At 68.6% G+C, this 13,546-nt stretch carries 11 protein-coding genes; 3 read left to right on the top strand and 8 right to left on the bottom strand.

Going from position 1 to position 13,546, the window contains the following annotated elements; genetic code table 11:
- Positions 1 to 148: 148 nt before the first annotated feature.
- From AC5P68_RS16580 to AC5P68_RS16550, 7 genes are all read right to left on the bottom strand, one after another.
- Complete coding sequence (locus tag AC5P68_RS16580; protein ID WP_044570429.1) at positions 149 to 1,795, bottom strand: MFS transporter; 1,647 nt, start codon at positions 1,793 to 1,795, stop codon at positions 149 to 151.
- Positions 1,789 to 3,072: an alginate export family protein gene (locus AC5P68_RS16575; protein ID WP_049431584.1), complete on the bottom strand. Its 1,284-nt coding sequence runs from the start codon at positions 3,070 to 3,072 to the stop codon at positions 1,789 to 1,791. The genes AC5P68_RS16580 and AC5P68_RS16575 overlap by 7 nt, the downstream gene beginning before the upstream one ends.
- The gene (locus AC5P68_RS16570; protein ID WP_174842225.1) at positions 3,051 to 4,898 is read right to left on the bottom strand and encodes an amidohydrolase; all 1,848 of its coding nucleotides are present in this window, start codon (positions 4,896 to 4,898) and stop codon (positions 3,051 to 3,053) included. Before AC5P68_RS16570 ends, AC5P68_RS16575 begins: the two co-directional genes overlap by 22 nt.
- Before the next feature lie 119 nt (positions 4,899 to 5,017).
- Complete coding sequence (locus AC5P68_RS16565; protein ID WP_005410009.1) at positions 5,018 to 5,443, bottom strand: DoxX family protein; 426 nt, start codon at positions 5,441 to 5,443, stop codon at positions 5,018 to 5,020.
- Between the two features lie 2 nt (positions 5,444 to 5,445).
- Positions 5,446 to 6,102, bottom strand: a complete 657-nt coding sequence (locus tag AC5P68_RS16560; protein ID WP_049402832.1) for a hydrolase — start codon at positions 6,100 to 6,102, stop codon at positions 5,446 to 5,448.
- On the bottom strand, positions 6,099 to 6,542 hold the full coding sequence (locus tag AC5P68_RS16555; protein WP_049402833.1) for a helix-turn-helix transcriptional regulator: 444 nt from the start codon (positions 6,540 to 6,542) through the stop codon (positions 6,099 to 6,101). The genes AC5P68_RS16560 and AC5P68_RS16555 overlap by 4 nt, the downstream gene beginning before the upstream one ends.
- A gap of 50 nt (positions 6,543 to 6,592) precedes the next feature.
- Positions 6,593 to 6,925, bottom strand: coding sequence for a hypothetical protein (locus AC5P68_RS16550; RefSeq protein WP_049402834.1), 333 nt, complete (start codon positions 6,923 to 6,925; stop codon positions 6,593 to 6,595).
- A gap of 96 nt (positions 6,926 to 7,021) precedes the next feature.
- Between AC5P68_RS16550 and AC5P68_RS16545 the strand changes: the two genes are divergently transcribed.
- Positions 7,022 to 10,051 (top strand): sensor histidine kinase, encoded by a 3,030-nt coding sequence (locus tag AC5P68_RS16545; RefSeq protein ID WP_049402835.1) that lies wholly within the window; start codon positions 7,022 to 7,024, stop codon positions 10,049 to 10,051.
- Positions 10,044 to 10,697, top strand: coding sequence for a response regulator (locus AC5P68_RS16540; RefSeq protein ID WP_005413756.1), 654 nt, complete (start codon positions 10,044 to 10,046; stop codon positions 10,695 to 10,697). The genes AC5P68_RS16545 and AC5P68_RS16540 overlap by 8 nt, the downstream gene beginning before the upstream one ends.
- 626 nt (positions 10,698 to 11,323) lie before the next feature.
- Here AC5P68_RS16540 and AC5P68_RS16535 read toward each other — a convergent pair.
- Positions 11,324 to 12,517, bottom strand: a complete 1,194-nt coding sequence (locus AC5P68_RS16535) for an MFS transporter (protein ID WP_049403492.1) — start codon at positions 12,515 to 12,517, stop codon at positions 11,324 to 11,326.
- A 93-nt stretch (positions 12,518 to 12,610) separates the two neighbouring features.
- On the opposite strand from AC5P68_RS16535, the gene AC5P68_RS16530 reads away from it, so the two are divergent.
- Entirely contained in the window at positions 12,611 to 13,540 is a 930-nt protein-coding gene (locus AC5P68_RS16530) for a LysR family transcriptional regulator (RefSeq protein WP_049403493.1), read from the top strand.
- Positions 13,541 to 13,546: the final 6 nt, after the last annotated feature.

Here is a 13,546-nt window from a genome sequence, read left to right as displayed (position 1 = left end):
TCGTGATCACGCACAGCCGGCCAGCGGCCGGCTCTACCACCGGCGGGTCAACCGCCTTTGCTTCGGTAGTGCCGGCCGCTGGCCGGCAACCCCATCACCCATCGTGATCACGCGCAGCCGGCCAGCGGCCGGCTCTACCACCGGCGGGTCAGATGTCGGTGTGGTGATGCGGCACAGCGGCAGGCAGCGGGTCATGCCCACCCACGAAGTGACGCACCACGGGTGCACGCTCACCGCGATGCAGCTCCCGCAACACTTCCTGGATGGCCTTGTCATCAGCGGTGATGCGTTCGTGCTGGCGCAGGTGCTCCAGCCACGACGGGGTCACGAAATACTCCAGGTGGATGCCTGGACTGGCCACGTCCTCGACCACGCCCCAGACCACCGCGCCATCGCGGCGGCGGATCGTGCCCAGCGCGCGCATCTGCGACTGGAACGCGGCGCGATCAGCACCGTCGATGCGGTACTCGATGGTGACCAGCACCGGGCCGCGATCGTTCGACACCGGCACCGACAGCTCGGGTGCGGGCCAGTGCCCGGCCGGACGCAGGTTCAGATCCTCGGTGCCAGCAATCCGCACGCGCCACACCAGCAGTCCGCCGATCACCGCACCTGCGGCAGCCACCAGCAACGCCAGCTCCGGCGAGGTGCGCTGTGCCAGCGCGCCCCAGCTCAGGCCACCGGCCGCCATGCCTGCCGAGAACACCATGATGTACAGCGCCAGCGCACGCGCACGTACCCATGCCGGCACCGCCGTCTGCGCGGCGATCTGCAGCGACGACAGCACGGTGATCCAGGCGAAGCCATTGACCAGCATCACAGCCGGAAGCACGTACCAGCTGCGGGTCAGCGCTAGCCCGACCAGGCTGAGCGCCAGCGACAGCGTGGCCAGCAGCACCAGCAGGTCGCGATCCAACTGCGCGCGCAGCTTCGGCAGCAGCAAGGCACCACCTACGGCACCGATACCGATGCAGCCCAGCAGCATGCCGTACTGCCCCGCCCCGCCCTGCATCTGGCCGCGTACCACCACCGGCAGCAGTGCATTCATCGCCGCAGCAAAGAAGAAGAAGCCCACCGACTTGATCAGCACGGCCTGCAGGCGTCCAGCGCGGCTGGCATAGCGCAGGCCCGCCTTCAACCCGGCACCGAAACCTTCCGGCGGAAGGCTGGACTGCTTGGGATCACGCTTCCAGCCCCACACCACGAACAGCATCGCGGCAAAGGTGATGGCATTGAAGCCGAACGCCCACACCGCACCCAGCTGCGCCACGATCACGCCACCAATGGCCGGGCCGATCGAGCGGGCGATGTTGATGCCGATCGAGTTCAGCGCCACCGCCGAGGCCAGCATCGGCTGCGGCACCAGCTCGGAGACGATCGCTGCCTGCGCCGGCATTGCCATCGCTGCACCGCAACCCATGCAGAAGGTCAGCAGTACCAGCAGCTGCGGAGTCAGCATGTCCATCGCAGTCAGCGCCGCCATCACGGCCGCGACCAGCAGCATCCAGCCCTGGGTCGCCAACAGGTACCTGCGGCGATCGACGATGTCGGCCAGCGTTCCGGCGGCGAGTGCCAGCAGCACGATCGGCACCGTGGTGGCCGACTGCACCAGCGCCACCATCAACGGCGAACCGGTACGTTCGGCCATGACCCAGGCGGCCGCCACGTCATTGACCCAGGTGCCGATGTTGCTGGCCAGGATCGCCAGCCAGATCGAGCGGAACATCTGGATCTTCAGCGGGGACCAGGCGCCTGCGGCCTGTACGGGGGGTTGCGACGCGCTTGCGTTCACCATTGCCATGCTCCAACGATCGAGGCGAACAGCGTGTCCTGGCCACCGGCCTGCTTCAGCGCAGGACCGGCATCGACCCAGGCCAGCTGCAGCTGCCATTGCCAGTGTTCGCTGGCCTGCCAGCAGGTTTCGGATTTGTATTGATTACCGATGCGGCGCGCAGCACCGGCACTGCCTGGCAACGCCACCAACGGCGCCGGCGTGGTATAGACCGCGTCGGCGCGACGATGCTTCCAGGCCATCTGTACGCCCAGCTCCGTCGTCACCGTGTCGTGCAGGCGCAGGGTCAGGGTCGGCTGGACGTCCATCAGGTTGGCCGGGGTCAGCAGGCTGGCCTCGCTGAAGTAGGCCGATTTCGGGAACAGTGCATTGAAGGTCTCCAGGCGGCCGTCACGCGGATTGCCATCGCCACTGGCGATGTCGGCCTTCAGCCCCAGACGCGGCTGCAGCGGCAGCTCCGCCCAGCGCCACCCTGTATCGGTGGCCAGCGTCCAGGCGCGGATATCGAGCGTGCCGACGGCCGTTCGCAGTTCACCGCCCTGCGCCACCAGCTCGCTGTTCCAGTCCAGTGCACCGGCCTGGCCGAACCAGCGTGTACCCACGGTCTGCCGGCGTTCGATGCCGGAGCCCGCCGCGAAGCGCGCACCCTCGCGGCGATAGTCGAGCAGATACAGGTCCCACTGTCCCGCGCCCTGCCCGCGTGCCGTGGTGGCGTAGGCGCCCCACAGGTGGGCACCGTGTTCCCCTCGATCATCAAAGGCGCCCGGCCGGTTCTGCACCGGTCGCAGTGCCATCAGATCAAGCGTGCCGAGGCGGCCCTTCCAGCCCAGGCGCGCACCATCGAAGGCCAGGCGGATGTTCGGCCCATCGCGCACCGACAACAGCCGTGAGCTTCCGTAGCCGGCTTCCTGCCGACCGAGCTGCAGGTGGAAGCCGCTGCGCTGCCAGCGCCAGTACGCCTGCTGCACGTCCAATGCGCTGCGGTCGGTGCGGCCCGGGCCGCCGGCCTTGCCATTCTCGGCATGCACGCCCAGCTGCAGCTTTGCCTGCCAGCGGTCCTCCACATAGGTGGCCGAGGCCAGCGCACGCAGCAGGCCATGGCCATCTTCGCTGCCACCGATACCGAACCGCGTCGGATCGTAGTACAGGCCACGCAGGCGCAGTGACGCATCCCACTGCAATTGGCCGTCACCGGCGTCAGTGCAGCGGCCACCCCCGCACGCCAGCGCCAGCGATGGCACGGTCAGCAGCGCCAGGCTCAGAACGCGAAGCACGAGCATCCCATCGCGCCCCAGAACGCGGTCAGGTCATCGGTGGGCGCCGCATGCTGTGCGGCGTGACCGTGAGCGCCATGCGTACTGCAGGCCACGCCGTGATGGTGGCGATGGGCGGTGGCCAACCCGGGGGCGGCACCGCCGACGTGGTAGCCACCGAACCGGTTGACCGGCGACCAGTCCGGCATCGCCGGCGGCAGCTGCGGCGCCAGCCCTGCATAGTCGGCATCTGCATGCACGATGCGTCCGCCGACCACGGTCAGCACGCTGGTGATGTCGGCGATCTGCGCGTCATCCACGCGGAAGAAGTCGGCCGAGAGCAAAATGAAATCAGCCAGCTGACCGGCTTTCAGCGTGCCCTTCACCGCTTCGTCGCCGGAGAACCAGGCGCTGCCCTGGGTCCACAGGCGCAGGGCCTGCTCGCGTTCAAGCAGGTTTTCCTCGCCATACAGGGCCAGCCCACCCACGGTGCGCCCGGTCACCAGCCAGGACAACGCCACCCACGGGTTGTAGCTGGCCACGCGGGTGGCGTCGGTACCGGCACCGACCGGCACGCCTTCGGCCAGCATGCGCTTGACCGGCGGTGTGTGCCGCGCGGCCTGCACGCCATAGCGCTCGACGAAGGCTTCGCCCTGGTAGGCCATGCGGTGCTGCACGGCAATGCCGCCACCCAGCGCACGGATGCGTTCGATGTTGCGCGGGGTGATGGTCTCGGCGTGGTCGATGAACCAGTGCAGGCCATCGAACGGCACCTCGCGGTTGACCTGTTCGTACACATCCAGGATGCGGGTGATGCTCTCGTCGTAGGTGGCGTGGATGCGGAACGGCCAGCGCTTCTCGACCAGCAGCTTCACCACGTCGTGCAGTTCCGGCTCAAGCTCCGGCGGCAGTTCCGGGCGGGGCTCGTTGAACAGTTCGAAGTCGGCGGCGGAGAACACCAGCATCTCGCCGGCACCGTTGTGGCGCAGCAGGTCATCGCCCTGGCGCGGCTGCAGGATCTCGCTCCAGCCACGGAAGTCATCCACTTCCTTGCCCTTGTTCTGGGTGAACAGGTTGTAGGCAATGCGCACCGTCAGCTGGTCATCGCGGTGCAGCTGTTCGATGACCTGGTAATCCTCGGGATAGTTCTGCAAGCCACCGCCGGCGTCGATCACCGAGGTGATGCCAAGCCGGTTCAGTTCGCGCATGAAGTGGCGCGTCGAGTTCGCCTGGTACTCGATCGGCAGGCGCGGTCCCTTGGCCAGCGTCGCGTACAGGATCAACGCATTCGGCTTGGCCAGCAGCAGCCCGGTCGGGTTGCCCAGCGAGTCACGCACGATCTGCCCGCCCGGCGGATCCGGCGTGTCCTTGGTGTAGCCGCAGGCGCGCAGCGCGGCACGGTTGAGGAGTGCGCGGTCATACAGGTGCAGCAGGAACACCGGTGTATCCGGCGCGATGTCGTTGAGCTCCTGCAGGGTCGGCAAGCGCTTCTCGTTGAACTGCGCGGCAGTGAAGCCACCAACCACGCGTACCCACTGCGGTGCGGGCGTGCGGTCGACCTGGGCCTTCAGCATGTCCAGGGCGTCGCCAAGCGAACGCAGGCCGTCCCAGCGCAGTTCCAGGTTGTAGTTCAGGCCGCCGCGGATCAGGTGGGTGTGGCTGTCGTTGAGGCCGGGCAACAGGCGCCGGCCCTGGGCATCGATCAAGGTCGCTTCGTTGCCCCAGCCACGCATGATCTCCTCGTCGCTGCCGACGGCGACGATGCGGCCTTCCTGCACGGCCAGCGCCTGCGCATGCGGCTGCTGCGGGTCGAGGGTGGTGATGCGGGCATTGCGGATGACCAGCGTGCTCATGCGACGCTCCTTGGAAGTGGAATCGAGTGCGGCACCGGCACGGCCGGCCAGACCGAGCGCAACAGCGGCGCCGCTGGCCAGCAGCACGTTGCGGCGGCCGTGATCTCGGGGATCGTGACTCATGCGAGGTCTCCCGGAAGACGGTGGACGTCCAGTGCCCAGGTGCCGGGCCCGGCCAGCGCGATGGCCAGCAGTACCGTGGTCCACATCAACGGGTACTCACTGCCACCGCGCATCCAGAACCAGCCCCTGGGCAGGGCCAACAGGACGGTGAAGCCGATGAAAGCAGCCGCTGCAAGCGCGGCGATGCGGGTCTGCCATCCCAGCAGCACGGCCAGCCCGGACAGCACCTGCAGCAGGGCCAGCAACAGCGGCAACGGTGCCACCGCTGGCAGCCCGAAGCCGCGCAGCTCGGTAGCGAAGCCGGACAGCCCCGGTCCACCGAACCAGCCGAACAGCTTGCCCAGTGCGTGCGGCAGCAGGAAGCCTCCTGCCGCCACGCGCAGCATCAGCAGGGCCAGGTCGAGGCCATGGCCAGCCAGCATGCTCAGTGCCCGCCTTCCTGCGCGCCGAACATGCGCTTGGCGTACTGGATGCCGATGCCGTAGCCGCCGGCATGGTCGCGGGCAATGCCGGTGGTCAGGTCGTAGGTTCCACCGCGTGCCCAGTCGCGCTGCAGTTCGAGCAGGTACTGCACGCTGGTCATCGGCACCGCGCCGGCCTGCACCATGCGGGTGATCGCACGCTCGTGCGCTTCTTCGCTGACATCGCCGCAGGCATCGGTGATCACGTAGACCTCGAAACCCTGCGCCAGCGCCGACAGCGCCGGCCCGACGATGCAGACGCTGGTCCAGAGGCCGGCAAGCACCAGGCGGCGCTTGCCGATGCGGTTGATCTCGTCGATCACCGCCCGGTCTTCCCAGGTATTCATCGAGGTGCGGTCGAACACCGGCTGGCCTGGGAAGATCTGCGGCAGTTCCGGGAACATCGGGCCGGAGAACGACGCTTCTGCAACCGTGGTCAGCACCACCGGCACATTGAAGCCCTTGGCACCCTTGCTGATCAACGACACGTTGTTGCGCAGCGCGGAGATGTCGATGGTGTGGGTAGCGAATGCCATCTGTGACTGGAAGTCGATCAGCACCAGGGCATGGTCGGTGGGCGACAACAGGGCCGGGGCGGGCGTGGCGGTGGCAAGGCTCATGGGTGGACTCCGTTGGAAACACGATCAGGGGGAAGCAACAGGGCCGCATCGCCGGCCAGGTACTGGCCGGGGCTGCAGCCGGTCTCGGCGCGGAAGCTGCGGACGAAATGGCTCTGGTCGAAGAAGCCGAGCTGCTGCGCCAGGCAGGACATCGGCAGGTGCTGGGCCGACAACAGCTGGCGCGCACGTTCGATACGGCGACGGCGTACATAGCGCAGCGGGCTGGCGCCGGTACCGCTGCGGAACAGGCGCACCAGATGGAAGCGACTGACGCAGGCGACGGCCGCCAGTTCGGTGACCCGCAGCGGCTGTGACAGGTGTTCATCGACATAGCGCAATGCACGCTGCAATGCGGCGACCTGCTGCGGCGCCAGTGAAGCGGCGGGCGGATCAGGCGGAAGGATGGTGGCCATGCGGGACGCCGCGAAGAGATGCCCCATGGTGCGTGACCCCTGCGTGATGCCCTACCCCCGTCGGTCGAGGCCAGCACCTACCCGAATGGGGGAGGCCGACGGCCGAGCAGGCGGCGCCCGAACAACCGCGCATCGAGTGAATAGGCGCCAGGGCCCAGCGCCAGCAAGGCCAGCGGCAACACCACCAGTGGCCACGGCAGTGCCTGTGCATACAGGCCCAGTGTTGCCGGCACTACCGCCAGCGGCGTCAAGATGCCCAGTGCAAGCATCACCACCGCCAGCAGGCATAGCGCCGACAGCCAGCCCGCGTGCGTGCCCGGCGTGCACAATGCAGCGGCCACGCACAGCCGCAGCCACAGCAGGCCGATGCCCGGCCCGCGGTCGGGGAACATCACGAACAGGCGCTGCATGGCCGGACTCCACAGGACATGCCGGCGTGATAGCCGACCACGGCACCAGGCGCCTACCCCGTTCGGGTCACCCGCGGCTGCCCCGCACCTGCCAGAATGCGCGCCATGCACCGCCGCCCCTTCCCGTTCCTGCGTCGCCTGCCGGCGCTGCTGGCGTGCCTGCTGCTGTGGACCGCCCTGCCCGCCCTCGCCGTGCAGCGGCCGGCCGTGAGCAGCGGGTTGCCCGGCTACGAACACACCGCCTGGCGGGTCGGCCAGGGTGCACCCGGTGACATCTGGGACATCAGCCAGGACCGTGACGGCCTGTTGTGGTTGGCTACCGGTTCGGGCCTGTACCGATTCGACGGACGTCGCTTCGAACGGCAGGCGCCACCGGCTGGCACCCGCTACCCGTCCACCAACATGGTCACGTTGGAACACAGCGCCGATGGCGCACTGTGGATCGGCTACTTCCAGGCAGGCATCAGCCAGTTCGCGCGCGGCCAGCTGTACAACTACGGCCGCGGCCAGGGCGTGCCGGTTGGCGTGGTACCGCACTTCAGCCAGGACCGAGACGGCCGGATGTGGGCAGCCATCAATGGAGGGCTGCGCGAGTTCGATGGCCAGCGCTGGCAGCCGCTGCCCGCAGACACGGGCGTTCCGGAACACCGCGTGCAATGGGTGCTGCACGACAGCCGTGGCACCTTCTGGGTACTGGCCAACCTCAGGATCTGGATGCGTCCTGCAGGCCAACCGCGTTTCGAGGACACCGGCATTGCTGTATCCCAGATGGCGACGCTGACCGAGAGCCCGCAGGGCGAAGTCTGGCTGGCCGACCGTGTGCGCGGCACCTCGCCGCTGGCCAATGCGCAGGGCCTGCTGCCGGACAGCGAACGCGAAGCGCGACGCCTGCCGGACCTGGTCGCCGCACGCCTGCAGTTCACTGCCGACGGCGCGTTATGGGCCACGATGAGCCCGCATGGCGGTGTGGCCCGGGTCACGTTCGACGGCAGCCGCGCCGTGCGCATGGAGCGTTTCGATTCGCCGCACGGGCTGACCGCCACCTCGGCCGTGCCGATCATCGCCGACCGCGAAGGCAATCTCTGGGTCGGCACCAATCTGGGCCTCAACCGCTTCCGCGTGCGCAGCGTGCACACGCTGGCGGTCGGCCCCAGTGATCCCTATCGCTCGCTGGTGCGGGCCAGCGATGGGCGTGTGTACGGCTACGGCGAGGACCTCAAGCCGTACGACCTGCGCCGGCCACTGCTGGAAGGCAGCGCCGCACAACTGCAGGCGGCCGCGCGCCGGGCGCCCACGCCGATCTGGCAGTTCGACTGGGTCAACCTGGCACGCACGGTGGCCGGCCACACCACGCTGATTCCGCTGCCCGAGCCCTTCACCGGGCAACCGCTGCATGCCCTGCTGTTCGCCGATGACGACCAGGCCTGGGTCTGCACCGGTGAACGTGGCGTGCTGCACTATCTGCACGGCCAGTGGCAGCGCGAAACGCGCCTGCCCGAACAGGCCTGCTCATCACTGGCGCTGGATGCCAATGGCCAGCTGCTGCTCGGCTATGCCGACGGCCGGCTGCGCAGCATGGGCGCGACCCGCATCGAAACCTTCGATGCCAACCACGGGCTGTTGGTCGGCCCGGTCACCGCGCTGCTGCACCACCAGGACCTGTTGCTGGTGGCCGGTGAGGCCGGGCTGGCCGCCCGCCTCGGCAATGGCCGCTTCATGCCGGTCAACACCGACATGGCCGGCGTGCTGGAGGGCATCACCGGCATGGTTGCCGATGCGCACGGTCACCTGTGGCTCAATGGCAGTCGTGGCCTGGTCCGGTTGGGGAGCGATCAGTTGCGGCGGGCGCTGCGTACCGGGCAGCCGGTGACGCCACGCCTGTTCGATGCGGTGGATGGCATGCCGGGCATCGCCCTGCAGAGCGGACCGATCCCCACCGCCGTGCTGGCCGACGACGGCCTGCTATGGCTGGCCACCAACCAGGGCCTGGCCTGGCTGGACACCACCCGGTCGCACGTCAATGCGATGGCTCCCAGCGTGCGCATCGGCGACGTGCTGCATGGCAGCGAACAGCAACCACTGCGGGACGGCCTGCGCCTGCCGGCCGGCACCAGCCAGCTGCAGATCGACTACGTGGCGCTGTCGCTGGCACGCCCGGAACGCAACCGCTATCGCTATCGCCTGTCCGGCGTTGACGATGGCTGGCAGGACGCGGGCAGCAGCACCCGCGCGTATTACACCAACCTCGCGCCAGGCAACTACCGGTTCGAGGTGGAAGCGGCCAACGAGGACGGCATCTGGAGCACCGCACCGGCCAGCCGCAGCTTCCGCATCGCGCCTACCTTCATCCAGACCGTGTGGTTCAAACTGCTGTGCACCGCCGCCGTGCTCGCACTACTGGTGCTGGCGGTACGCATCCGCAGCGGGCAGCTGGCCGCGCTGTTTCGTGCGCGCCTGCAGGAACGCAATGGCGAACGCGAACGCATCGCGCGCGACCTGCACGACACCCTGCTGCAGGGCAGCCAAGGCCTGATCCTGCGCCTGCATGCGATCAGCCAGTCACCCCAGACCCCCGAGCCGGTGCGCAGCCAGCTGGAGTCGGCAATGCAGCTGGCCGAGCGCAACCTGGCCGAGGGCCGCGAGCGGGTCAATGCGCTGCGCGAGGGGCCGTTCGCGGGTCGCGACCTCGCTTCGGCACTGGCCGATGTGCACGCCGAGTATGCCGGGCACGGCACCAATCCGCTGCGCCTGACCGTGGAAGGCAGCCCCCCACCACTGCAGGCCGATGCCGCCGAGGAAGTGTTCCTGATCGGACGCGAGGCGATCCGCAATGCGCTGCGCCATGCCAATGCCAGCGCCATCGAAGTGGAGCTGTCCTACGGCACGCGGTGCTTCCTTCTACACGTGCGCGATGATGGCGTGGGCATCGCCGACGAGAACGCCGGCCATGGCCATTGGGGCCTGCAGGGCATGCGTGAGCGCGCCCAGCGCCTCGGCGCGGAACTGCAGCTGTGGACCCGCCCCGGGCTGGGCACCGAGGTCGCGCTGGCGGTTCCCGCCCGTCGCCTGTATCACCGCCGCCCATCGCGTTGGCGCTGGCCCTGGAGTAGAACGAGCCATGACTGAAACCCCTGCCCCGATCGGCGTACTGGTGGTCGACGACCACCCGCTGCTGCGTGACGGCCTGGCCGCCCTGCTGGGCGCACAACCCGATCTGCGCCTGCTCGGTGAAGCCGCCGACGGCGAGGAAGCCATCGCACGCTACCAGCAGCTGCAGCCGGACGTGGTGCTGATGGACCTGCAGATGCCCCGCCTGGATGGTGTGGAAGCCATCGTGCGGATCCGCGCGATGGACCCGCGCGCGCGCATCATCGTGCTGACCACCTACCGCGGTGACGTACGTGCGGTGCGGGCGTTGCAGGCCGGCGCCAGCGCCTACCTGCTGAAGGACATGCTGCGCCACGAGCTGGTCGACACGATCCGCATGGTTGCGGGCGGCCGGCGCGCGCCGATTCCACCAGCGGTGGCGGCGAGCATCGCCGCGCATGTGGTGGAAGACCGGTTGTCGCCGCGCGAGACCGAAGTACTGCGGCACGTGGCCGGTGGCCTGTCGAACAAGCGCATCGGCGAGCGCATGCAGATTTCCGAGCAGACGGTGAAGGCGCACATGAAGAGCCTGATGGACAAGCTGGGCGTGGGCGATCGCACGCACGCGGTGACCCAGGCGCTGCGGCGCGGCATCATCAGCCTGGACGACAGCGGCCACGATTAGGGAGTGTTCGGCAGGGCCTGCGGCCCTGCACCCACGGTAGTGCCGGCCGCGGGCCGGCAACCTCAACAGCAAAAGCGGGCTTTCCGTGAGATGGCGGGGCGGTGTCGGAGTGCGGGGACGCCGTGAACCCATCCTTGGGGGCTTGGCCGCGGCATCCATGCCGCGGACACCCCGCACTCCGACACCGCCCCACCTCTGACAGATTCCGATGGCTGTTGGTAGGTGTCGACCTTGGTCGACACGCTAGATCCACGCCACGCGTGGCTGAAAGCGGTCAGATATCGAAATCAATCAGGGGTCAGATCCGTTTTCCTCCGGAAAACGGATCTGACCCCAAGAGCCGTTCCAACAGACCGCAGGAAACTGTCGAAGGCGGGGTGGGTCCGGTTGCGGGGGTGTCCGAGGCATGGATGCCGCGGCCAAGCCCCGATGGGTGAGGGCGCTTTGCTTGCGAAGCACTGCTTCGCAAGCGCCCGAACGCACAGCCGCCAGCGGCTGGGCCGGACCGCGAAGCGGGGTTTACGGCGTCCCCCGCAACCGGACCCACCCCGCCCACCTACAGAAACCCCGCCGTTGCTGTTGCCTCCAGCAGGTGCAGAGCTGCAAGCCCTGCCGAACACCACCCCTTACTTCAAACGTAGAAGCAGGCTGCCGCCCGCACACACCACCGCCAGCCAGGCCACGCCGTGCCACCCCCACTGTGCCAGCGCCAGGCTGCCCAACGCGCCACCGGCGGCCATGCCAATGAACATACCCGTGAACAGCAGCGCATTGAGGCGGCTGCGGGCCGGCGGCACCAGGCCATAGACCAGCGTCTGGTGCGCCACCAGCGCCGACTGGAAACCGAAGTCGAACAGCAGCGCACTCACCACCAGCAGCGGCAGCAGCGCAGCGGCCGGCAACCAGGCTTCGGCCAGCAGCAGCCCGAAACCCAGCAGCGCCACTGCGATCGCCAGCCGCGCCACCGCGTGGCAACCCAGGCGATCGGCGAAACGTCCTGCAAACGGCGCAGCCAGTGCGCCGGCCGCACCGGCGATACCGAACGCACCCGCCGCCGCACTGCCCAGGCCCAGACGAGCATGCAGCATCAGCGCCAGCGTCGACCAGATTGCACTGAAACCCACCGCCAGCAGCGACTGGCTGGCCACCGCACGGCGCAGCTGCGGCTGCTCGCGCCACAACGCCAGCAATGAGCCCAGCAACGCCGGATAGCGCAGCGTGCTGGTCGGTGCGAAACGCGGCAGCGCGCGCGCCATCACGGCACCCATCGCCGCCACCGATACTGCAGCAAGCACAAACTGCGTGCGCCAGCCCCACGCTTCAGCCACCACACCACTGACCACGCGCGACAACAGGATGCCCAGCAACAAGCCGGTCATCACCCGGCCGACGATCTGCCCGCGCTGTGCATCCGGTGCCAGCGCCGCAGCGGCCGGCACGATGTCCTGCGCCAGCGTGGCCATCAGCCCGACCAGCAGGCTGGCCATCAGCAGCCCGGGCAGGTGCCCGGCCATCGCTGCGGCGCCCAGTGCCAGCGCCAGCAACGCGGACTTCAACAGGATCAAGGTGCGACGGTCGAAGCGGTCGCCCAGCGGTGCCAGCAGCAGGATGCCCAGTGCATAGCCGAGCTGGGTCAGGGTCGGTACCAGGCCGGCGGCGCGCTCGCCTGCGCCGAGGTCCTGGGCGATCAGGCCCAGCATCGGCTGGCTGTAGTAGAGGGAGGCGACCGAGAAGCCGGCGCCGGCCGCCATTGCCAGCACCAGCGGGGTGGAGGGTGCGGTCGCGGGCGCGGCGGCGACGGATAGCGAAGGGATAGACATGGGGGAGTCCGGTGGAGGAAGTGGACGTATCCTGCCGGTATTCGCCAAACGTCTGTAGTAGGCTTCATTACATATTCTTCATACGCCATACGCATGAACGACCTCGCCACCGGCGCGGATCGCCTGGATCTGCTGCGCACCTTCCTGCGCATCGTCGATGCCGGCAGTCTGTCTGCCGCGGCCGTGCAGCTGGGCACCACCCAGCCAACGGTCAGCCGACGCCTGCAGGCATTGGAGCGGCAGCTCGGCCTGCGCCTGCTGCTGCGCTCCACCCATGGCCTGCAACTGACCGAGGATGGCCTGCGCTGCCAGCGCCATGCGCAACGCGTGGTCGACGAATGGGAGTCGCTGCAGGCCGAACTCCACGGCGAGCCGGAAACACTGCGCGGCCGTCTGCGGGTGATGGTGCCGCATGCCTTCGGCCAGGCGCAGCTGCTGCCGACCATGCTCGCATTCCTCGCCCGGCATCCGCAGCTGAGCCTGGAGTGGATCCTTGAAGATCGGCGTCCGGATTTCATTGCAGAAGGCATCGACTGCGCGGTGCGGGTGGGCCCGGTCGACGAACCGCGCATGGTCGCGCTGCCACTGGCCGAAGTACCGCGCATCGTCGTGGCGGCGCCCTCGCTGGTGGACGCCACGGCAGTCAATACGCCGGAGCAGGCGCAGTCACTGCCGTGGATCTCGCTGGTCACCTACTACCGCGAACGACTGCTGCTGCATGACGCGCAGGGGCACGCGCATACCCTTTCGATCAGCCCGCGCCTGCTCAGCGACAACCTGTTCGTGGTGCAGCAGGCCGCATGTGCCGGGCTGGGAGCGGCCGTGGTCTCGGCCTGGCTGGTGGCCGACGACCTCGCACAAGGGCGGCTGGTGCAGCTGCTGCCGGACTGGCAGGCACCGCCACTGCCGGTACACGTGGTATTTCCCGCAGCGCGCCAGCAGCCGCCGCGGCTGCGCGCCTTCATCGATGCGATGAAGGCCGCACTACCGCAGCTGCACGGCATGCGGCCGGCGCCGCGCTAGGTCACC

The sequence above is a fragment of the Stenotrophomonas sp. YJH_SMC_58 genome (assembly GCF_059369635.1).
Note: the sequence above shows the minus strand (reverse complement) of the source record. Positions and strands in the feature narration are given on the sequence as shown.